At 37.2% G+C, this 21,197-nt stretch carries 28 protein-coding genes; 8 read left to right on the top strand and 20 right to left on the bottom strand.

What is annotated here, in order from left to right:
• Positions 1 to 17: 17 nt before the first annotated feature.
• From K0R93_RS05590 to K0R93_RS05580, 3 genes are all read right to left on the bottom strand, one after another.
• Positions 18 to 464, bottom strand: coding sequence for a zinc ribbon domain-containing protein (locus K0R93_RS05590; protein ID WP_300298751.1), 447 nt, complete (start codon positions 462 to 464; stop codon positions 18 to 20).
• Positions 465 to 610: 146 nt separating this feature from the next.
• Complete coding sequence (lepB, locus tag K0R93_RS05585) at positions 611 to 1,141, bottom strand: signal peptidase I (RefSeq protein WP_300298749.1); 531 nt, start codon at positions 1,139 to 1,141, stop codon at positions 611 to 613.
• 68 nt (positions 1,142 to 1,209) lie between these two features.
• The gene (locus K0R93_RS05580) at positions 1,210 to 1,992 is read right to left on the bottom strand and encodes a hypothetical protein (RefSeq protein ID WP_300298746.1); all 783 of its coding nucleotides are present in this window, start codon (positions 1,990 to 1,992) and stop codon (positions 1,210 to 1,212) included.
• A 127-nt stretch (positions 1,993 to 2,119) separates the two neighbouring features.
• Here K0R93_RS05580 and K0R93_RS05575 point away from each other — a divergent pair, with 127 nt between their 5' ends.
• Positions 2,120 to 3,130 (top strand): asparaginase, encoded by a 1,011-nt coding sequence (locus tag K0R93_RS05575; protein ID WP_300298742.1) that lies wholly within the window; start codon positions 2,120 to 2,122, stop codon positions 3,128 to 3,130.
• 72 nt (positions 3,131 to 3,202) lie between these two features.
• On the opposite strand, the gene nudC is transcribed toward K0R93_RS05575, so the two are convergent.
• From nudC to K0R93_RS05560, 3 genes are read right to left on the bottom strand one after another with little or no spacing between them, the layout of a single operon-like run.
• The gene (nudC, locus tag K0R93_RS05570; protein ID WP_300298739.1) at positions 3,203 to 4,006 is read right to left on the bottom strand and encodes an NAD(+) diphosphatase; all 804 of its coding nucleotides are present in this window, start codon (positions 4,004 to 4,006) and stop codon (positions 3,203 to 3,205) included.
• 60 nt (positions 4,007 to 4,066) lie between these two features.
• Complete coding sequence (locus tag K0R93_RS05565) at positions 4,067 to 5,062, bottom strand: RluA family pseudouridine synthase (protein WP_300298737.1); 996 nt, start codon at positions 5,060 to 5,062, stop codon at positions 4,067 to 4,069.
• Positions 5,059 to 5,577 (bottom strand): NUDIX hydrolase, encoded by a 519-nt coding sequence (locus K0R93_RS05560; protein WP_300298734.1) that lies wholly within the window; start codon positions 5,575 to 5,577, stop codon positions 5,059 to 5,061. The genes K0R93_RS05565 and K0R93_RS05560 overlap by 4 nt, the downstream gene beginning before the upstream one ends.
• 91 nt (positions 5,578 to 5,668) lie before the next feature.
• Between K0R93_RS05560 and K0R93_RS05555 the strand changes: the two genes are divergently transcribed.
• A complete protein-coding gene (locus tag K0R93_RS05555) occupies positions 5,669 to 6,307 on the top strand; it encodes a hypothetical protein (RefSeq protein ID WP_300298731.1) in 639 nt (212 codons plus the stop codon).
• A 76-nt stretch (positions 6,308 to 6,383) separates the two neighbouring features.
• Here K0R93_RS05555 and K0R93_RS05550 read toward each other — a convergent pair whose 3' ends face one another.
• The gene (locus K0R93_RS05550) at positions 6,384 to 6,680 is read right to left on the bottom strand and encodes a hypothetical protein (protein WP_300298728.1); all 297 of its coding nucleotides are present in this window, start codon (positions 6,678 to 6,680) and stop codon (positions 6,384 to 6,386) included.
• A 151-nt stretch (positions 6,681 to 6,831) separates the two neighbouring features.
• On the opposite strand from K0R93_RS05550, the gene K0R93_RS05545 reads away from it, so the two are divergent.
• Positions 6,832 to 7,539, top strand: a complete 708-nt coding sequence (locus K0R93_RS05545) for a hypothetical protein (protein ID WP_300298725.1) — start codon at positions 6,832 to 6,834, stop codon at positions 7,537 to 7,539.
• A gap of 25 nt (positions 7,540 to 7,564) precedes the next feature.
• Here K0R93_RS05545 and K0R93_RS05540 read toward each other — a convergent pair whose 3' ends face one another.
• The 3 genes from K0R93_RS05540 to pssA form a co-directional block, all read right to left on the bottom strand.
• On the bottom strand, positions 7,565 to 8,287 hold the full coding sequence (locus K0R93_RS05540; RefSeq protein ID WP_300298723.1) for a pseudouridine synthase: 723 nt from the start codon (positions 8,285 to 8,287) through the stop codon (positions 7,565 to 7,567).
• 9 nt (positions 8,288 to 8,296) lie between these two features.
• Entirely contained in the window at positions 8,297 to 9,655 is a 1,359-nt protein-coding gene (locus tag K0R93_RS05535; protein WP_300298720.1) for an RsmF rRNA methyltransferase first C-terminal domain-containing protein, read from the bottom strand.
• An 81-nt stretch (positions 9,656 to 9,736) separates the two neighbouring features.
• Positions 9,737 to 10,252, bottom strand: coding sequence for a CDP-diacylglycerol--serine O-phosphatidyltransferase (gene pssA / locus K0R93_RS05530; protein WP_300298718.1), 516 nt, complete (start codon positions 10,250 to 10,252; stop codon positions 9,737 to 9,739).
• A gap of 448 nt (positions 10,253 to 10,700) precedes the next feature.
• On the opposite strand from pssA, the gene fba reads away from it, so the two are divergent.
• Positions 10,701 to 11,630 (top strand): class II fructose-1,6-bisphosphate aldolase, encoded by a 930-nt coding sequence (gene fba, locus K0R93_RS05525; RefSeq protein WP_300298716.1) that lies wholly within the window; start codon positions 10,701 to 10,703, stop codon positions 11,628 to 11,630.
• Between the two features lie 77 nt (positions 11,631 to 11,707).
• Entirely contained in the window at positions 11,708 to 12,076 is a 369-nt protein-coding gene (locus K0R93_RS05520) for an NUDIX hydrolase (RefSeq protein ID WP_300298713.1), read from the top strand.
• 30 nt (positions 12,077 to 12,106) lie between these two features.
• Here K0R93_RS05520 and K0R93_RS05515 read toward each other — a convergent pair whose 3' ends face one another.
• From K0R93_RS05515 to K0R93_RS05500, 4 genes are all read right to left on the bottom strand, one after another.
• Positions 12,107 to 13,450 (bottom strand): MATE family efflux transporter, encoded by a 1,344-nt coding sequence (locus tag K0R93_RS05515; protein ID WP_300298711.1) that lies wholly within the window; start codon positions 13,448 to 13,450, stop codon positions 12,107 to 12,109.
• A gap of 79 nt (positions 13,451 to 13,529) precedes the next feature.
• Positions 13,530 to 14,048 carry a peptidylprolyl isomerase gene (locus tag K0R93_RS05510; RefSeq protein ID WP_300298708.1) on the bottom strand — a complete coding sequence of 173 codons (519 nt, stop codon included), beginning with the start codon at positions 14,046 to 14,048 and terminating at the stop codon, positions 13,530 to 13,532.
• Positions 14,049 to 14,080: 32 nt separating this feature from the next.
• Positions 14,081 to 14,590: a YkvA family protein gene (locus K0R93_RS05505; RefSeq protein ID WP_300298705.1), complete on the bottom strand. Its 510-nt coding sequence runs from the start codon at positions 14,588 to 14,590 to the stop codon at positions 14,081 to 14,083.
• Between the two features lie 99 nt (positions 14,591 to 14,689).
• On the bottom strand, positions 14,690 to 15,925 hold the full coding sequence (locus K0R93_RS05500; RefSeq protein ID WP_300298702.1) for an MFS transporter: 1,236 nt from the start codon (positions 15,923 to 15,925) through the stop codon (positions 14,690 to 14,692).
• Positions 15,926 to 16,259: 334 nt separating this feature from the next.
• Here K0R93_RS05500 and K0R93_RS05495 point away from each other — a divergent pair, with 334 nt between their 5' ends.
• The gene (locus K0R93_RS05495) at positions 16,260 to 16,478 is read left to right on the top strand and encodes a helix-turn-helix domain-containing protein (RefSeq protein WP_300298699.1); all 219 of its coding nucleotides are present in this window, start codon (positions 16,260 to 16,262) and stop codon (positions 16,476 to 16,478) included.
• Between the two features lie 62 nt (positions 16,479 to 16,540).
• On the opposite strand, the gene K0R93_RS05490 is transcribed toward K0R93_RS05495, so the two are convergent.
• The 5 genes from K0R93_RS05490 to K0R93_RS05470 form a co-directional block, all read right to left on the bottom strand.
• On the bottom strand, positions 16,541 to 17,233 hold the full coding sequence (locus K0R93_RS05490; RefSeq protein ID WP_300298696.1) for a TIGR01906 family membrane protein: 693 nt from the start codon (positions 17,231 to 17,233) through the stop codon (positions 16,541 to 16,543).
• Between the two features lie 175 nt (positions 17,234 to 17,408).
• Positions 17,409 to 17,894 (bottom strand): hypothetical protein, encoded by a 486-nt coding sequence (locus K0R93_RS05485; protein ID WP_300298693.1) that lies wholly within the window; start codon positions 17,892 to 17,894, stop codon positions 17,409 to 17,411.
• On the bottom strand, positions 17,882 to 18,220 hold the full coding sequence (locus tag K0R93_RS05480; RefSeq protein ID WP_300298690.1) for a YtrH family sporulation protein: 339 nt from the start codon (positions 18,218 to 18,220) through the stop codon (positions 17,882 to 17,884). The genes K0R93_RS05485 and K0R93_RS05480 overlap by 13 nt, the downstream gene beginning before the upstream one ends.
• Before the next feature lie 150 nt (positions 18,221 to 18,370).
• The gene (locus tag K0R93_RS05475; protein WP_300298688.1) at positions 18,371 to 19,033 is read right to left on the bottom strand and encodes a B3/B4 domain-containing protein; all 663 of its coding nucleotides are present in this window, start codon (positions 19,031 to 19,033) and stop codon (positions 18,371 to 18,373) included.
• A gap of 36 nt (positions 19,034 to 19,069) precedes the next feature.
• Entirely contained in the window at positions 19,070 to 19,465 is a 396-nt protein-coding gene (locus K0R93_RS05470) for a ribosomal maturation YjgA family protein (protein ID WP_300298685.1), read from the bottom strand.
• 177 nt (positions 19,466 to 19,642) lie between these two features.
• On the opposite strand from K0R93_RS05470, the gene K0R93_RS05465 reads away from it, so the two are divergent.
• Positions 19,643 to 19,873, top strand: a complete 231-nt coding sequence (locus K0R93_RS05465; protein ID WP_300298683.1) for a hypothetical protein — start codon at positions 19,643 to 19,645, stop codon at positions 19,871 to 19,873.
• Between the two features lie 412 nt (positions 19,874 to 20,285).
• On the opposite strand, the gene K0R93_RS05460 is transcribed toward K0R93_RS05465, so the two are convergent.
• The gene (locus K0R93_RS05460) at positions 20,286 to 20,573 is read right to left on the bottom strand and encodes an STAS domain-containing protein (RefSeq protein ID WP_300298680.1); all 288 of its coding nucleotides are present in this window, start codon (positions 20,571 to 20,573) and stop codon (positions 20,286 to 20,288) included.
• Positions 20,574 to 21,007: 434 nt separating this feature from the next.
• Between K0R93_RS05460 and K0R93_RS05455 the strand changes: the two genes are divergently transcribed.
• Positions 21,008 to 21,178 (top strand): aspartyl-phosphate phosphatase Spo0E family protein, encoded by a 171-nt coding sequence (locus K0R93_RS05455; RefSeq protein ID WP_300298677.1) that lies wholly within the window; start codon positions 21,008 to 21,010, stop codon positions 21,176 to 21,178.
• The last annotated feature ends 19 nt before the right edge of the window (positions 21,179 to 21,197 follow it).

Below are 21,197 nucleotides of genomic sequence, written 5' to 3'. Positions count from 1 at the left end.
AAACAAAAAAAAGAGCATTATGCTCTAATTTTTAATAACGTACCGCAGTATGGGCAGACAATAAAATCTTTCTGAATGGCTTTACCACATTTGCTGCATTGACTGTTTTCTTGTTCAAGTTTTTCTAGGAGTATCTCTTTCATTTTGTCAATAGTAATAGGCGTTTTTATGATTTGATCTATGGGACTGCTGGGAAAATCCGTGATGGAGAGAGCGTTGCTTGATGAAAGAATGCATATGGTGTTGGGTGATCTCTTTTTGAGTTCTTCAATAATTCGATCTCCTGTACAGTCCTCCAAAATATAGTTAATAATAACCATAAAGGGTTTACGATGCTTTATATCTCTTAAGATCGTATACTCATCAGAAATGATAGGATTCATCCCTAATCTGGACAAAATATCCATCAATATTCTCGCTTCAAATTTTGAATCATTTACAATGATGATATCCCTATTCTCCATCTTAACGGCTCCTCGCATTTAAGATTTATTGTATCTATGATAGGATTACTTTTCCTTCAATACTTATTTCGCTATATTTCTTCAATTTCCTTCATTGTGAAAGCAAAGTTCAATGAATAAAAATAAACTCAAGCCAAAGCTTGAGTTTATTTACCATCCATTAAACCAATTTTTGTGAAGGGGTATAAGCGCACAAAGGCTTTACCCATCAGTGTTTCCTTTTCTACTGGTCCTACTCTTTCATCTCTGCTATCTAAACTATTCTCACGATTATCTCCCATGACGAAAAGCATATCCTCTGGAACAATGGTATCAACTTCTCCAGGTGTATAGTCTCCGTTAATATATGGTTCTTCCAGTTCCTCTCCGTTGACAGAAACTTTACCTCCAGTTACTTGAACATGGTCTCCTGGAATGCCAATGATTCTTTTAATCAAATCCTTTTCTTTTCCTTCTAGAGTTTTTAAATGGGACTTAAATACGACGATGTCCCCGCGCTCTGGTTCGTGGATCATATATGGAATTTTATTGATAATCAAATAATCGTATTGATCCAAGGTAGGATACATGGAATATCCTTTTACTAAGGTTGGTCTTGCAATAAAATTTGTTATTGCCAATGCAATGACTACTGCAATAACAATGGTTTTAATCCATTCTATAATCTCTTTCTTCATATGCTCCCCCTCCTTTATACAAGCTCACCATGTTTTATTCTATCACTTATTGCCCTATACAACAATTCCTATTTGTTTTTTGCCATCATTTCTAAAATATAACGATTTAACCGATCATACTTATTTCTTTGTAAATGAACATTTATTTCAGAAAATACTTTAACAAAATCCTCTATGATTTGATCAATACTGCCATAAATCATGATAAGGTCTTTACGTTCAATTCCTTTAAACCCGTGCCCTGCGATAGAGGCATTGCGTAAATCCATGAGCGCATTCATTTTATCACTATTTATTAAATGGATCAATTGATTACATCGCCAATCATTGTTGTGGTACTTTTGTAAATAGGCTGTAATGGCGTAACTTAGATTTGGATTGAAAATCTTATACTTTTTTCTTAGTATTTTTAATATGGATTGCTTTGACAAAACTTCCGATGAAAATGTAACTTTATTTTTTTCTATATGATACCGAATAAAAACATATTTTAAAATAGCTTCCTTTAGACGGTATATTCTGCTCACAAAATCAATATATCGTTCATTTTCCAGCTGAATTCTAGTATTTTCTAGAAGTTCAGAAAAAATCGCATCGGGTACACCTTTAGCAAGACTCTCCATATCATCAAGCCACTTTTTCATCGGTATATCCATGTCCTTATCATCTTTTAAAGCTCTAACTGTTTCAAAAGCTGTTTTAAAATCAAAATTCGCTGCGTATCTACAGCCATCCAAAATACAGACAATGCTTTGAGGTGCATCATCAATATCCTTTAATAACCTATAAGCACCAGAATAATCATATCGACCTAAACTATAATCCAACACAGACATTTTTGCCTCATTCATATGGTTTTTAATCCTTTCCTTATCCACTATCCCAATGTTATTTTATCAATTTCTATGGACAATTGTTTTCATGATATAATAAGCATATACTCATTATAATATATTTTCTCCGAAGGAGGCGGTTTATTTGTCAGAGATTCTTGTCCATGTAACGAGAGGCAGCCATATAGAGAGTTGTCATCATGGAGATCTAGTCATTGTGAATGGTAATGGCAAGATTTTATATGCCTTAGGAGACCCCCACCGTTTTACGTTTTGGCGTTCTGCTGCCAAGCCGTTTCAAGCCATTCCATTCTTAGAATCTGGCGGCATGGAAGCCTTTCACATTCAACCCCATGAATTGGCATTGATGACATCATCCCATGGCGGCGAACCAGCACACGTAGATACAGTACTATCTATCTTATCTAAAATTGGCTATGACACCACCTATTTGGACTGTGGTATTGCAGCACCTATGTATAGTCCAGCAGCCGATACTATTCTTCGCGGCGGTCATACATATCAATCTAGCCATAATGCATGTTCAGGTAAGCATGCCGCCATGCTGGCACTAGGTAAACTGCTATGCATCTCCATGGAAAACTATCTACATGTGGATCATCCTATTCAACAAATCATGAAAAAAACCATTGCAGCATGTTGTGATATGTCTCCCCAAGATGTAGTCCTGGCAGTTGATGGATGCGGTGTACCTGTCTTTGGTATGGGCATAGACAGGATGGCTTTAGCCTATGCAAGATTTTCAAAACCTGAAAGCTATTTTGAACCTGAAAGAGCCAGGATACTGAAAAGAATTCAATCTGCAATGACTACTAACCCTTTTTACGTAGCCGGTACAAATCGTTTAGATACGATTCTTATGGAAGTTACAAAAGGCAGACTTGTTGCCAAATTAGGTGCTGAAGCTGTCTATAATATTGGTGTCGTAGACGAGGATTTAGGCATTTGTCTAAAAATCGATGATGGTTCCTATCGTGCCATTGACCCAGTCATCATTGATGTATTAAACAGCCTCGACCTAATCACCAAGGACGAATTTCAACAGTTGAGGTCTCTTTGGAAACCCGTTGTGAAGAATCATCGCGGTGAAATCATCGGTGAGTTACAGCCAGTATTTAAATTAAATAAATTTTGATATTCAGTAACTAGGGGCGGGGTTACCCCGCCCGATTATTGTAACAATCTTTGTTATAAAAATCCCGTTGTCTTATTTATATTTCTCTATAAACCAATCAATCAACTTCCTTGCGATACTAATACTGCTAGGTATTTGAGGTAAGTCCTTCACTGAGAACCATTTTGCATCCACAAGTTCTTCTTCATCTATCTTGATCTCACCAGATGCATACTCGGCGGTGAAAGCAACCATAAGAGAATTGGGGAAAGGCCAAGGCTGGCTTCCGAAATAAGTTATATTTTTTACTTCAATACCCGATTCTTCCCTTACCTCCCGTATCACACATTCCTCTAATGTTTCTCCCGGCTCAACAAATCCTGCCAGTACACTATAAAACTTAGATGTAAATCGACGGCTCTGGGCAAGCAAAATCTGGTCATTATTCACGACCGCTACAATGATTGCCGGGGAAATACGCGGATAATTGGTAAGCCCACAATCAACACAAACCTTTGCGAATTCACGAACCTTTGTCTCAGTGGGTTTTCCGCACTGTCCACAAAATTGATAGGTTTTATCCCAATTCACAATCTGAATTGCTTTACCTGCCAGCCAAAACAATGGCTCCTCTATCTTGCCAAATAGCTCTCTTAAGCCAACAAAAACCATATTATTCTTCAGGTTATCGTTTATCCTTATTTCAGCTGAAAAACAACTTATTCCATTTAGCTCTCCAAGAAATTGATACCGCTCAGGTTCACATCCTATAAGTCTTAAATCTTCTCTTGTGGGAATTTCCCATCTATCATTCTCAGTCCTTATAAGGATTTGATCCCTATTAAAAACAAACCATAATGAATCACATTTGATTTCAGGCTTGTTTAAACTATCCATTACCGTCCCCTTCTTTCGAATAATCTTTTTTGCTGAACTATATATCACATCATATCTTTTCTACCTATTTTCCTGATATTCCAAATCATTTATCAATCCATCTTCAATATCTTTCAGCCTTTTGGGAAGGACGGCTTCAAAGCTTTTCCCTTCCAAATAGGTCAAATTTCCTACACATTTATCGAAGAATATTTTATATGCATGCAAAAACTGAGTATCTAAACCGAATTCTTTCTTCATCATTTGATTGATTCGCGGATTGCCATACTTGGAATCCCCAATAATTGGATGACCTATACTTGAAAGGTGAAGCCTGATCTGATGCGTTCTTCCTGTGATAATCTCTACCTCTAAGAGGCTAAATTCATCCGTACGCTTTAATGGCTTATAGATGGTATGAATTTCTTTTGCGTCCTCATCCTCCCGTGCTGCGAGTCGTACGCGGTTTCGATCTTCATCTTTTGTCAAATATCCCTTCAGCTCTTGGCCTTTTCTTACACTTCCCTTTACAATCGTTAAATAGTACTTTCTAATATATTCTTTTTCTCGAATCATTTTATTCAAGTTTTGCACTGTTTCATAGTTCTTCGCAAAAATCACAATACCGCTGGTATTTCGATCTAGTCGATTTACACTGGCAGGTACAAAGGTCTTTTCATCCCTAGGATCATATTCTCCCTTGGCGTGGAGATAACTCATCACTTGATTGATCAATGTATTCTTTTTTTCCCTGCTATCACCATGGACTAGCAAGCCAAAGGGCTTATTTACTAGGAGTATATTTTCATCTTCATATACGACTTTAAAAGACATTCTGACGGTTTTGACTTCCTTTTTTTCTGAAAAACCTTCAATGGTTTCCTCGCTGAGGTATAGCTGAACCATATCTCCATCCTGTAACATATAGTCATTGTCTATTCTTCCGCCATTGACTTTAATATTCTTTTTCCGAATCATTTTGTAGATAAACCCTAAGGAAGCCTTAGGCAAATATTTTCTCAAGAACTTATCAATACGTTGATTGCCTTCATTTTTTCCTACGTTTAGTTCTCTCACTTTTCACTCTCTCCCTCTATATCGTTTCTCAACATCTTTATAACCATCTCATCTGTTGGAAATGCCAATGGTGGAATATGATCCAAATCAAAATAGTCTACCTGGTCTAGATCATCGGCTGCTTCCAGCTTTCCACCAATTTCACGGGCCAAAAACCAAATCCCTACCGTGTGCCTCTCTGGATTATGAAAGTTGGATTTTACAGTATACACTCTGTCAACAACGATTTCTAACCCTGTTTCCTCTTTAAATTCTCTCACAACTGCATCATGAACGTCTTCGTCATACTCTACATAACCACAGGGTATACACCACAAACCCTTATAGCTCGTATTTCTTTTTCCTAATAATATTCTTCTATCTTTAAGAAGAATTGCAGCCACACCCACAATGGGATTCTCATATAGAATAAAGCTGCATTCTCCACATCTTAATCTTTGACGGTCATGAATGTGATTTAATGACAGCGTTCCTCCACATTTAGGACAGTACTGATATTTAGGAACTTGTACCATCATCCCACTCCTTTCTCCATATAGCTATACTTCTTCCATATACTTACTAAGTAATATGTCATCTATCCCTTAGGTCCTCCGGAATATATTTTTGATTGCAGTTGAAACAATCCCTTTGGATATGTTATCCTTTATATATAAGTTTCTGCATTACATAAGAGGAGGATACAGGATGTTTGAAAAATTCAAAGATTTATTATACGAAGCCAGTGATGTTTTGCTTGCCTTTGTTATTATTCTAGTAATGTCCACAGTAATTACCTGGAAGGTTTCGGACTCTTTGGCTTTTTCAACCGACAAGCTTACCAATGGAGAACCGGTTGCAGCTCAGCAGAATTCTCCATCCAATGAAGTGGCATCAGAGGAAACGCCTACAGAGATTGCTTCTGAAGATTTATCTCAAAGCCAGACATCTAGTAACAATGAGAGTCCATCATTGCCTGAGGAACCACAAGCCTCGCCGGTATTAGAAACTGTCGTTACTGCCGTAGTGCCACAGCCACAACCCACGACAATCCAAGTGGATATTCCCAACGGTACCCCAGGTAGTGGTATTGCTAATATTTTAAAGCAAAAGGGGCTTATTGACAACACTGCAAAATTTATTGCCCGTATACAGGAATTGAAACTGGAAGCGAAATTAAAGTCCGGTAAATTTTCTGTCCCATCGGATGCCTCCCTTGATGATGTCATTTATACCATCACTGGCACGAAGAGATCCTCTTCATAGAAATTTTACAAACAAGTAGATCATAATAAAAGACTAGGAGTGTCCTAGTCTTTTTCTTATATTTCTATGGGAATACCTATTCTTGATTTTCCTCTTTGTTCAAAAACTCTATGATCCGATCTAGCTTTTTCCGCTGTTCTTCGCTGAGAAAATCTTTCATTTGCGCCAATGCTTCCATTTGCCTCAAATATTTTTCTTTATCTTTACCCAATGCTTTATTTAATTGGGTGAGTTCTTGAATAATCTCTTCCTCGCTCTTATCTCCATAGATATTTGATATTTCTTCAAACATTTTCAATTGCTGTGGATTGATGTTCATGCCGCCCATCATCTGCATCAGTCCCTGTAGTCTTCTCTTATCTATGCTTCCCATTATAGCACCTCCAAGTCCGATTTGGTGTTCATTTATATGTATGTAGCATTTTTATCATTTATCACTTGGAATTCTTTAAGAATATTGTAACCATAATTCATGGCGTGCATAGTATAGAATAAAGGTGCATTTTTATGTTAGGAGGCTAACTATGAATGATTTCATTTCCTCAAACAATCATGAAATTTCTCATCCTGATGAGTTTCTAAAATCTTTTGAGGAGCTTGGCATCGCCCAGCTCACCTCTGAAAGTAATAAAAAATTGGTTCTTATACTTATTCCTTTTGCACTATTATTTCTATTAAAGGACCGAAATCCTTTTGTACTGACCAAACCAAAACTTTCTACCCAGAGTTTTGATAGAAAGCTGATTTCACTGAATCCTATTTCTTCACCATCCCCAGTTATTGATTCTCACTCCATTGAAAGATTCACTAAAATATTAGAGGGTGTAAAAAAGGTCTCTTCCATACAAGGTCTAAGTAAAACCTTAGCAAAAACTAAGACCTCTTCTGGAAAGTTTAATAAAGAGATCGTCAATGAAATTGTAGAACTTCTTGGAGATAATATAAGCAGTGAAAACAAAGCCCAAATCCACAACTTTACCAATATGATATCTATGATGGATAAGTTCAAAGATGTAAAAAAGGTACTAGATATCCAACGTCAAGTCAAGACTGAAAATGGCGGCGATTCTCCAATGCAAATTGATGCAATGATTGAAGCCATACGACCTATGCTGCCCGAGGAACAAGCAAAGAACATTGATCAGTTCAAAAAAATGGCCCAGATGATGAAGCTCATGTCTATGTTTGATACAAATGCAACCACTGATGAGGAAGATGCCCCCACTGAATAGATAGAGGTGAAGCGCAGCTTCACCTCTATCTATTTACAAGTATCTGAAGTTCTCCCTCTGTCAGTTCCCTATATTCACCTAAACCAAGCTGTGGGTCGAGCTTTAGATTGCCCATGGAAATCCGCTTTAAGTAGGTAACTTTTTTTCCCACAGCTTCAAACATTCTTTTCACTTGATGGAATTTCCCCTCATAAATCGTTAACTCAATCTCAGAAACTTCGTCACTTTTTAGTATTTTTAGTGATGCAGGCTGGGTTACATATCCATCATCCAAGGTTACACCTTTTTGGAAAGCGTCTCCATCATCATCGGTAACCCGCCCCTCAATTCGTGCATAGTATGTTTTCGGAACATGCTTTTTCGGTGCCAACAGCTCATGGGCAAGCTTACCATCATTCGTTAATATGAGCAATCCCTCGGTATCCTTGTCTAATCTACCCACAGGAAACAATTCGAATACACGATAGGTTTCATCAACCAAATCCACCACTGTCTCCACCTTTGGATCGAAGCTTGCAGATATGACCCCCTGGGGTTTATTCATCATGAGATAGACCACATCCCGATAATGTATCTTCTCCCCATTGATCTTAATCACATCTTCCTGGGGGTCTACATGAACACTTCCATCTTTTACATGTACTCCATTGACATCTACACTATTCTTTTTCATAAAGAGCTTTATTTCTCTGCGGGTTCCATAGCCCATATTACTAAGGACTTTATCTAATCTCTGTGTTTTCGCCATACAAGCCTCCTAATCTATCCATCTCCAAGCAGGTGGATAATAGTTTTTTAACATGGTACCCGTCTGCTTCGCCCATCCCACTGGAAAGTCATCTACACATACCAAGGTCCAGCCCTTCTCCCCTTCGATATCCAATGTCTCTCCTTTTAGATATTTGACAATCATTGGATCGCTGACTTTGAAATTTACTGTTCTCGTGGCATCCGTACGAGATAATGCCATGGCCATGGCCTGGCTTGGCTCAAATCTATCTTTTTTTAAGCTTCCGAGCAACCATCCCGATCTTAAAATTTTCAAACCTTTTAAAGGTGGTAATCCATCGGGCAATAAATATAATTGATCATTATGTATCTCAAAACAGCCTTCCAGCTGAACATTCAAGTTTTCTTCCACAAAAGCAGCAAATAATTTAGGTGCCTTTATTGCATCTGTTCCCTTGGCATTTATCTCTCTTAACAAATCATGTCCTTTTTTTAACCAGGCTAAAAAATGTCCTTCTCCTTCTAGCCTGTGGGGCCACAGCCGCGCACTCCCCCTTAAGGTTTCTCTGCCTGAAACCCATTGAGGTCTCCCTTCATCAAAACCCAAAGCCTTAGATATAGGACGAATCATATAATTTTCGTGGTTTGATATAAACTCCTCGATAATTCCTTCATTTTCTTCAGGAGAAAAAGTACACGTAGAATACAATAATTCTCCGTCAGCGTCCAGCATCCCATCCACACAGTCCATGATACTGCGCTGCATGGCCACATAGGGCTCAACGCCTTGTCGTTCCCAGCTTTTCACCATTTTTTCATCCTTGCGAAACATTCCTTCTCCAGAACACGGGGCATCGACTAGAATTTTATCAAAATATCTTGAGAAATATCTTGTTAACTTCTCAGGACTTTCATTGGTGACGATAGCATTTTTAATCCCAAACAACTCAACATTTTTAATCAAGGCCTTAACCCTCTGTAAATTGATATCATTCGTAACAAGAATCCCCTTATCTTTGAGCTTTGCTGCAAGCTGTACTGTTTTCCCTCCAGGTGCTGCACAAAGGTCCAACACCTTATCCCCTGGCACAACATCTAACACAGATGCCGGCGCCATGGCACTGGGTTCTTGTATATAATATAATCCAGCATGATAGTATGGGTGTTTTGCAGGCCGCTCTCCTTCTTCATAATAAAAACCATCCTTTGTCCAAGGAATGGGTTTTAAGGAAAATGGAGATCTTTTCTGAAATTCATCCACAGATATTTTCAATGTATTGATCCTTAAGCCTTGATACTTTGATCCATCATAGGATCGAATAAAATCTTCATACTCATCCCCTAGCAAAGACTTCATTCTCTTTAAAAAATCTATTGGCAGCTGCATTATAGATCTCCCCTACTTCCTTGTTTTTACTAGCATCTCCAGTATAAATACAAAAATATACCCACCGTAAGGTGGGTTTTTCTATCTCTTTCTTAATTTAATTCGTTTGCTTACCATGGCATAGGAAAGAAAAATCATTGTAACAAACACGATGGGCAAGCTTGTGGCATAGCGGGTAGAATATAAAGACATCAGCGCCACCAATCCACCGCAGATGGTAATTGGTATACCCATATAGACACCCTCAAATTCTGCAATATTATACCTTGCTAGTCGGAATGCACCACATAGGGCAAACATCAAGGTAATCCCAATACCCAGTGCACCTGTTCCCATAAGATTTAAGTGCCACATCAAAATAGCCGGTGCTACACCAAAGGAAATCAAATCACACAAGGAATCTAATTCCTTCCCAAATTCGCTCACGGCATTTAGCTTTCTCGCCAGTTGACCATCCATTCGATCTAACAAACCAGCACAAATAATCAACCATGCAGACGTTCCATATTGATCATAAAAAACAGCAATAATTGCAAGAATACCAAAGGAAAGATTTAAAAATGTAAATATATTAGGAATTTGACTTTTATACTTCATGAAGAATCACCCCCGCCTTTATAGGCTCGTCATGGCTTGCAGTATATTGCTGTCCAAAGTTATCCCATAGTTATAAGTAAGTTCTTTCATCCATGTAAAGTTCATATAAGTACGAATATCATGGAATAAAATTCACTGTAAAAGTATAAAACTAGTTAAGTAGACCGTTAAATACACCATGGATAAATTTATAGACATAAATATATTGCGCATTTTTGTACTTACTTTAGTTTGTTATGTTCTAGGTCAAGCTATACTTCTTGTTTTTTCTATATCTTATTTTACATTAAATTTCTGTCAATTCCTAGTTATTTTTTATGTCATTTTTATTTTTTATGGTTTTTTTAAATCTGTTATTATATAATAACAGTTGAAAACACTATACATACAACGGTTCAAAAGCAAGTTAAAAACGAATGAAATGAATTCAATGTTAGGAGGTTTTACCATGCCATTAGTTACGTCAACTGAAATGTTTAAAAAGGCTGCATTGGGAGGATATGCAATCGGTGCATTCAATGTGAATAATATGGAAATTATTCAAGGTATTGTTGAAGCAGCAAAAGAAGAGAAGTCTCCACTTATTCTTCAGGTTTCTGCAGGTGCAAGAAAATATGCAAGTCCAATCTATCTTAGAAAACTCGTTGAAGCCGCAGTCGAAGATAGTGGACTAGATATTGTACTACACCTTGATCATGGTGAGGATTTTGAAATTTGTAAAATGTGTATAGATGATGGATTCACTTCAGTAATGATCGATGGATCTAAGTACCCATTTGAAGAAAACATTGCCCTTACAAGAAAAGTAGTAGAATATGCCCATGCACGTGGTGTGGTAGTAGAAGCGGAATTAGGAAAGCTTGCTGGTGTTGAAGATGATGTGAACGTTAGCGAAAAGGATGCTACGTTTACTGATCCAGATCAGGCAGCAGAATTTGTAGAACGAACTGGCGTAGATTCTTTAGCTATAGCAATTGGTACAAGTCACGGTGCCTATAAATTTAAAGGAGAGCCGCGATTAGACTTTGCACGCCTAGAAAAAATAACAAACCTTGTTCCAAATACACCCCTTGTTTTACATGGTGCTTCTACTGTTCTTCCAGAATTTGTAGACCTATGTAACAAGTATGGCGGTGACATACCCGGCGCCCAAGGCGTTCCTGAAGATATGATTCGCCAAGCAGCTACATTAGGCGTCTGTAAGGTAAACATCGATACTGACTTGAGACTTGCCATGACAGCAGCGATTCGAAGATTACTCATGGAAAGCCCAAAAGAATTTGATCCAAGAAAATATTTAGCGCCTGCTAGATCTGCGATTAAAGATATGGTACAACACAAAATTCGTAATGTATTGGGATCAAGCAACAGGTTATAATTACTTATCATACATTATTGACAAAATGGTAATAGCCAGGATTTCTCCTGGCTATTATGATCATAGGAGGAACAAAAATGAAGGTTGCAGCAATGGGAATTGTTGTAAAGGATCATCAGGTGCTTCTTGTTCATAGAAAATGGTATCCTAAGCTTTGGGGACCTCCCGGAGGATTTGTAGATCCCGGCGAGACGAAAGAAGAAGCTGTTTGCAGAGAAATATGGGAAGAGACAGGCATTCTATGCCAGATCGAACAACAAATCCATGAGTTCATGTATGAAGATTCCCATATTACTGTGTATGCATGTCAATACATTTCTGGTCAATTACAATGTAGTTTCGAAAGTCATGAGGTTGGCTGGTTTTCAATGAATCAATTACCCAGTCCCATTTCTCCAGATATCACTATTTTTGAAAAGGCTATGCAGCTTATAGAGAATAAATAGGCATCCTCCTAAAGGAAGATGCCTATTTATTTAGCCAAGCTCTAAGGTTTTCCACTTACCTCTTCTATAGCGCCAAGTCATCAATAGCGCCTCTAGAGTGAATTGGAGGGCAGTGGCAACCCAAACATATACAATACTCAGCTTCCAGAAGAATACAATCATAAATATCAAAGGAAGCCTGACACCTAAATTTGTCGCCAATGAAATATAGAACGGACCTTTTGTATCCCCTGCCCCTTTCAATGCTCCAGAAATCACCATAGCAATGGCAATCGGTATTTGTTCTAGGGCACCAACACGAATGCACTGGGTTGCCAAGAGCAAGGTTTTCTGATCTGATGTAAATAATGACATAATCAAACGGGGTATCGTAAGAAATATGACTGCAATGATTCCCATAAGAATCACCGCATATTGCATCGACTTCATGGTGCTTTTATGGGCTACATCCACATCCTTTGCCCCTAAGCTTTGTCCCATTAATGTGGTAGCTGCGATGGCAAATCCATATCCAGGCATGAAAGAAATGGATTCAGCTGCTACGGCTACGGCATTAGCAGCAAAATGAACAGTTCCTAGTTTTGCAATCCAGAAGGATGATAATAATCGGCTGCCATCATTCATAGTGATTTCAAATGCTGCTGGTATACTTAATCGAAAGAGTTTCGACAATATTTCCTTATCTAGAATAAATAACTCTTTTAGGTTTACCTTAATCCCATATTTCCCTGAAAACAAATAATATAATGATATAAATGCACCTAGCATCTGGGCTAGACCCGTAGCTATGGCTGCACCCTTTACCCCGAGCTGGGGAAATCCCCATTTTCCAAAAATCAATACATAGTCACCGATAATATTAAATAGATTGGCAAATAATGCCGCTTTTAAAGGTATAATCGTATTCCCTGCACCCCTTAATATGGCATTGCTTACACCTAAAGGAATCAAAAAAAATCCACCTATTAGTACATACCGTAAATAGACACTCCCATAAGAAATGAGCTGAGGATCATCTACGACAAAAGAAAAAATCTCCTTTGAGAAAATCATACCCACGGAAGAAAGCAGTATGCTAATTACAATACCCATGGAGAGGGCTTGAGCAGCAACTTTTCGTCCTCTTTCTAAATCCCCTGCCCCCACATTCCTTGCCACCATGGCTGTTGCACCTATTCCGATTGAACCAAAAATGGCCATACTAATAAACATCATCTGGGCGCCCAGTGAGACAGCTGAGATAGATGCAGGATTTAGTCTCCCAATCATCGCTGTATCAACGGTCCAAACCAGCGTATGCAAAGTCATTTCTAATATTGCCGGCCCAGCTAATTTTAAAATATTATTCCTTATTGCTAGTGTATTTACGTCCATCCCATCACTCCCGCTCAATCAACATCCATACCTAATATGTTTTTCTATAGGATTAGGAAAGCTAGGAGAATTCTCCTAGCTATTTTTTCTCAGGCTCTGCATATTCCTTGTCAAAAAGCTCTACAGTGACCTTCTGCATTTTTTGATCCTCAACAGGTCTATCTCTAAAGTCCGTTTTAGTTCCTGCGATTCGGTCTACTTCTTCTATACCCTCAATCACTTTTCCAAAGGCCGCATACTGTCCATCTAAATGGGGTGAATTCTCGTGCATAATAAAAAATTGTGATCCAGCTGAATCTGGATGGGCTGCTCTTGCCATAGAAAGTACACCTTTTGTATGCTTCAAATCATTTTTAAATCCATTACCGCTAAATTCACCCTTGATGCTGTATCCTGGCCCCCCTGTACCTGACCCTTGGGGACAGCCCCCTTGGATCATAAATCCAGGTATCACTCTATGGAAAATCAAACCATTATAAAATCCTTTCTGTACCAATGAAATAAAATTGTTCACCGTATTCGGTGCTATATCAGGATATAGTTCAACCTTTATTTCATTTCCACTTTCCATAGTAATCGTTACGATTGGGTTGCTCATATGTATCATCCTCTCTTGCTGTATTTTACTCTCTATTCATTTTTACTATATTTTGGCTTTTTATGCAACCTCTGATTAGAATTCTTTTGCATCTTACTGCTTTTTAAGTATCTTTTTCCAATAACTTTCTTTCCTACAGCAAGGCTGCCTTTTCCTACCCACAGGACTGTTCTTCCCATTAATCGACCTGCCTTCATCACCATTGCTTTAGCAAACGCCATGCTGATTCGAATATCTTCATCAATCATCTCTATCGTCAATCCTTGATACAATAATAAATCCTGTATCAACTTACTTTCACTTGATTTCAATACCTTTTTTAGGATTGTCAGTACGATAATCAGATCATCTACCTGTCCCGCTATGGGTATAAATCCAGGGACCAACTCTATGGGTGATATGAGATAACCCATGGCAGTAGAAAGGAGTAATTTTTGTTTTCTTGTCACAAAGGGCGCTTTGTACAAATGGTAGATTAATTTGCTATATCTTGGCAGCCTTTTAATCACTACGAAAATCTCATTTTTTTCAATATCCTCCATGGTATTCACCATCTTCTTTCAAGATAAGATCCTTCTATTCCATTAGTATGATGAGAATTGTATCCGACTATACTTGAGAAATCAACATACATTAAGCATTTACCCTTGCTTTTGGAGCTGTTTTCTCAGTCCCCACAATTGATCCTTCATAAAAATGATCATAAACAATATAGTTCCTATGAAATACATAGCCACAGTAAAATAATATGGTGTATTATATGTAAATCGTTCCATCATCATGCCGCCTAGATACACCCCTGCCCCTCTCAAAATATTATTAGATAAAGCCAGGAAGCTGCTCAAGGATGACCTGCTTTCTTTCTGAACTAAATCCATAGAGAGATTTTGCAATACAGGTTGCGCCATGTTCATAAGGGAAGACCGCATAAAAAACGAAACTGCCACTAACGCTAAACCCTGTGGAAAAGCTATTGAAAGCAAAAAAGGAATAGAAAGGATCTGGCACAGCACCACTGTTTTAGGCTTCCCTAGCTTCAGAACCAATATTGGAATAAGCATTCCCCCAAGTACCGTTCCCAGCTGGGCAAAGGATAAAATACTTCCCACCACCATGTCATCCACATGTAACGCATATTTTAAGTAAATACTAAAAAATGGTACAACCATTCCTGCACCTAGTCCTATTAATGCATTGTAGAGGATGTATAAGATTACTGACGAGCTCATCATGTTTTTGTATCCTGCAAAAAAATTGTTAGAGCTTTTTGTCTGACCTATCTCATATTCCTCTATTCTAGCTACTGCATAAATACCAGATAAAGCAATGATACTACAGCCTATGAGTATCCACTTTATGGCTTCCACACTGCTCATATATTGTTTTAAATAATCTGAAATGTATCCTGTTGAAAAGTTTCCAATCATCATGGCAATATTTTTTAAGACAAAATTTAAACTGAATAAGGACATTCTCTCTACTGGAGAGCTGTTTTCTACCAGGAATAGGGGCTCCACAGTAAACTGTATACCAAAACCGAGGCCATATACGATGGAATAGATGATAATCATTATTTCACTGTCTGTAGCGACTTGCCCAACACCACCAATGGCTATCAATGACAAGGATAAAATCAAACTTTTCTTATTTCCCCATCTATTTAACATAAAAGCTGAGGGCAGCGATCCTATACCCATGGCGACAATCTGAATTGACATAATGGAGCCTACGAAAGCCTCTCCATATTGTTTTTCTTTTAAAAATATGCCTAGTAGAATACTAAAGGCACTCATCGTAAAAAAGGAAATAAAACTATTTAAAAGAAACAGTTTCCCATTTCTTCTATATTGATGTAGGTAGTTCTTGATTTTAATCATATTTATTTCGCCTCCAGAAATACTTCTCTCTATTCATCATAATCAATTGATTAGACTATTTCAATCATATTAAATTTTCTTAATCGTACTACAACTCCCGAAAAAATTTTACGCCATTATTCAACAATTTATGACTTCGTTCGAGAAAATGATGCTGTATTCCTAGGGAAATTTAACAATTCCTAAATGATTTCTATTCAATCCATGCTATAATAATAGTATAGCATTTGAAAATTCAGCATATATAAAAGTATACCTCTAACAAGCATAGGTCTTGTCATCTTCTTACCAATGGACATCCTAGGAAAATACTTATCTAAAGGAGGCATTCTGAATGGTCAATGGCACAAAGATCAGAGAATTGCGAAAGGAAAAAGGATATACCTCGTTAGATTTGGCATTGAGAAGTAATTTGTCTAAAAGCTACATTGAAGAACTGGAGAGGGGAGACAAACGAAATCCTAGTTTTGCAACCATCGAAAAGTTGGCAGATGCACTAAATGTACTCATTGATGATTTGCGAATTCCTGTAAATTCATCCATGGCCCTATGAGCAATATATAAATCGTATTAAAATAAAATCAGCCAAGATTATAATCTTGGCTGATTTATTGTTTAATATGCTGCTTTTTTTAACCTTGCATAGGCTGCTCCACCCATAACAATCATAATTCCCACAAACCATAGGATGACCCTGGTGGCAATATCGATAAAAAACTCCAGCGGAAGCATTTGAATAAGTACTTCCGTATTGGGATCAAGCAGCCACAGATCATTGTCAAAGAAAATTTCATGAAAATACGTAAAGTATTTATAGAAATCAATTTGCATCAAAATCAAAAGTAAGCCCATGAGCACAAGGGTTAATATACTGCTATGGAATATACCCCTGCTAATTTCCACATTCGCCTTGTCTGTTAACCTCCTTAATAAAAGGATTGAAGCTGCGATTAAAATTAATCCTGTATTTCTAAGAAAAAATCCTCCTTGAAACAGGTTCTTAACATCTATCATGTGATGTTTTTCCCTTTCTCCGAACACTTCCCTTTCTTCTCCCTTAACTGTTCCTTTGATCACCAGATCCTTTTCCTCATCTTGAAGATATCGAATCAGCTTCACAGCAACCCTTTCTAAATCTTCCATATTCATCCCTGTAACTTTTGAAACTTCATATTTGTTGAATTCCTTTAGGTAAAAGTCTTTATCAAAAGCAAATGTTTGCAGGGTAGATAATAGGATTACCAAGGGTAAAAATAATGTGATCAACAATCGTGCTATCGATACAAATCTTTTTTTTCCGATTTTCATATGTCATACTCCATTCTGGCCGATACTGCTCGCCTACGTCATTCTTTTGGCCCATGATTTCTAATGTATACACATCTGCTACATACATCATTATACTATATTATTACACAATTCTACCCATAAAGTTATAAGGGCAATAAAAAAATCGTCCCTTTATAACGGTTCATTGTTCATTTCATTTTTTGGATTCTACCTTTATCCAAAGGTGCAATATATCTGTTAAAACTATTTTATCCACAAACAATTGATATGTATTGTTGCCTAATGTCATGATTCTTCTATCCATAACTTCCCCTAACAATTCTACATCAATGGATTGAACCTCTTTTCCAATGAGCTTAATGTATTTACTTCGAATATGTTTCTCTAGCTCAATTTCATCAATTTCATCAATCTTATCCATTTCATCATCTTCAAAGATGAAGTCAATTCTAATCTCTTTAAGAATGAATCGTTGCTTGTTGGTAGACTCTTCTAGTTTACTCAATCGTTCATCTTTTTCCTCAATAACACTTTTAAGGGCTGCAATTTCTTCGTAGGATTGGTCCAAACGATAGCTAACCAATACAGTTATGGTTATCACACCTATTAATCCGCCAGTTGCCATACCCAATAAAAACGAACTAAACAATTTCCATCCGTGCTTCTTTACTCTAGCCATAGCTGCGCACAATCTTTAACAAATCTAATGAATATACAGGCCATATTGGCACCGATTAACGCAACCAATATATAGATAATTTGCTTGATAACTCCCCTGAATTCCCCTTTAAAGATACCCTGATCAATTACTTCAAAGGATGTAAAGGTTCCACCTATGGCCATGGCAACTGCCCAGATCTTGAAGGATGCCGCGATCTCCATCATGGTCTTGAAAGGTGGATGATTATTTATAATCGCTCCTACCCCTGCAAAAAAACTAGCACCAAGAATAACGCCAAATGCGATGAGAAAATTATAAATTAAGTCTGAAACAAACACAGTCATCCATGTTCCCCCCTCATCTGATAAAATACGCTTACATCTTTAAATCCCTTCTATATATTTATAATAAAATTGCGGCATCTATCCCTAAAAAGATAATTTTCGGTATATGTAAAAACATCCATGCTGCCATGGATGTTTTTTGATGGTTTGCTATCGTACGATATCCATCTTTATATTTGTAGCGCCCGCATATTTTTCCAGCAATCCTTTGGCCATTTCCAAATGCTGATGCATACAGGGATCATCATTGAAAGAAACAACGCAAAGCAAGAGTCTCACCGTATCCGTGGTTACCATTACCCGTTCTGAATCTGAGGTAGTACTTCCAAATTTACCATTTTCATCTTCAAATACAGGAAGATTTTCAATATTAATTTTTCCTCTTCCAATTCCCTCATAGCTTTCTCCTTCCTCACCCACGGTAAAACTGATAGGTCCTTGAATTTTATCTAAATCATACGCACATACCGGATTAAAAGAAGAAATTGAGATGAGATTATTAATATCTACTACACTATTAATCTGATACAAACCTCTTTCTTTTACAATACGTCGCAGCAATGCTTCCGAAGATAATCTGTAACGGGTAGGATCATTACCTAATTTCCTGTAAACAGCTCTGCCATCCATGACATTTTTTATTTTAGCGATATCTTCCATCTTTAATTCACTGGCAATATGTAGACATGCATCGTTTAGCTGATTCCAAAGTTCATTTTGGGAATCTTCCACCATGATCTCGGCCTCAATACATCCCAATAAGGTCGTAGGACATAAAGCCTTTAATTTCTCTCTAATTCGAATCTCTGTCATATTAAAGTTCTCCTTTTCCTGTTTTTCTTCTTATGTTTAATTTGCTCGTCTCAGTAAAATATATTTTTCAATCAGTACACCAAGAATCGCACCAATCGTATAGCATACCAAATCGCTCCATAAAAATCCATGTCCAAGGATTAAGGCTCCAAAAGTGGTTCTTCGCACAGACATAATCCAAGGTGCTTGATATAATTGACTCAACTCTATCATATAAGAAAATATCAATGTAAAGATGAATAATTTTCCCGTAGAAGCCCTGTTACATAAAAATCCAAATCCTTCATACACCATTAATGCCCATAAAACATCGCCCCCATAGACTGCTATAACCTGGGGCATATATTCTCCATACCGCCTTGTTCCCAGACCCAATAGAATAACCAATATCCACAACATAAGCTGTACGACTCTGTTTTTCTTTATATGCATATGTTTATCCTCTTTCTTTGTCTCTATGTCTTAAACAACAGATATATTTCATGATAGCATATTTTGATATATTCGCGTAACCAAAATAAATAGGTCACCAATACTTAGGCTATCGCATATTTTATATTAGAAAGATATCAACATAAACATAGAATCATTGAAGGAGGTTTGTTTTTCATGAGTGAGACTGCAGCAGTAAAGCCAGGATGTGGCTTTCTTGGTGACAACACAAACTTACTATTTTTCTTCCTCTTGCTTGTAGTATTGTTTGGTGGATGTTTTAATGAACCTGGTTGCGGCAAAGGCGGATTCTTTGGCGGATTTGGCGATGACAGTAGCCTGCTTTTCTTCTTCCTACTATTAATCGTATTATTTGGCGGACCATTCTTTGGTTTTGGAAGAGTATAATAACGGTTTAATAGAATTGGGGGTTTCCCAATTCTATACATAATTTACCACAACCACAATAAACGAGGATGCAAAGACTTTGCATCCTCGTTTATTGTGCTATAATAAGGCTATGGAAAATTTCATCTAGACATATTTTATTTATAAGGAGATCGGATCTATGATTTATATAATTATCGCTGGGAGTGCGATTCTATTGTTTTTGTTGGTACGATGGCATACCAAAGTATCGGCTTATATTTGCCCAAAGTGTAAGCATCAATATTCAATCACACCTTTCCAAGATTTTAAAAGTCCTCAAGGTCCATCCTCTAAATACCTGCAATGTTCAAAATGCGGAAGAAAGTCATGGACAAAATCTATCCGTTTAGATAAAAAATAATAAGGCAGAATTCTGCCTTATTATTTTTTATCATTTCAATAAATTGATGTTGAATATCCTATCCAAAGCGGTAAGCTTGAATATCTTTTCAATATCGGGTCGTACATTAACCAATTCGATGGTAATTCCTCTATCCCATGCTTTTTTTAGAAAAAACATCAGTGCGCCTAAAAAAATGCCGGTAACATACTCAATGGCTGCAAAGTCTACTGCGATGGCAGTAGTGTCATTGTGTTCCTCAATAATATTTGAAAACACATATCTCAATGCAACTGGATCAAACTGATGTAATTCCTTTTCTAAGAATATTTCTTTCATTCCGTCCATCCCTCACTATGCAAATTTCCTAATAAAAATATTCTCCTATGAAATAATCATAGCATTTTCATCATGAAAACTTTGTCAATTGTCGCTGTAGAATTGTCTAAATCCTCGTCTTTTTGCGACAATGCAGCAACCAATTGCCTATACACAGTACAACAAGCCATCTGTTATGTTTTGTCATCGATGCAGGACCTAGAGACGATTTTTACCCTTAGACACTTTTTCATAATTTCTTCACATTTTTCTCACAGATTTGGCGTAGACTAAAAATGTATAATCTTTATACACTCCTCCTTTTTACATAGGGTTCTCTTCGATCGAAGAGAACCCCATTGTATTTATATTCTAATTTCTAGCATCACCTATCGCTTCGTATGATGTATATTTTCACCAACTTTGTCTATTCTATCTACTAGGTGGTGATCGCTATGCATGAACTTCAGGAGTTATTAAAAGATATTGAAAAACTGAGAACAAATTTACATCAGTTAATAGAACAGAAAGGAATTGATTTGCAGGATCCTGAAGTCATTTCTTCTAGTCAAGCGTTAAATACAGCCATTACAAAATATAATGAAATGATCCGTAGGAAAATATGACTCGCTTCATTTTTCTTAT

This window comes from Anaerosolibacter sp. (assembly GCF_029240175.1).
Lineage (GTDB): Bacteria > Bacillota > Clostridia > Peptostreptococcales > Thermotaleaceae > Anaerosolibacter.
This window is presented reverse-complemented; position numbering and strand designations above follow the sequence as displayed.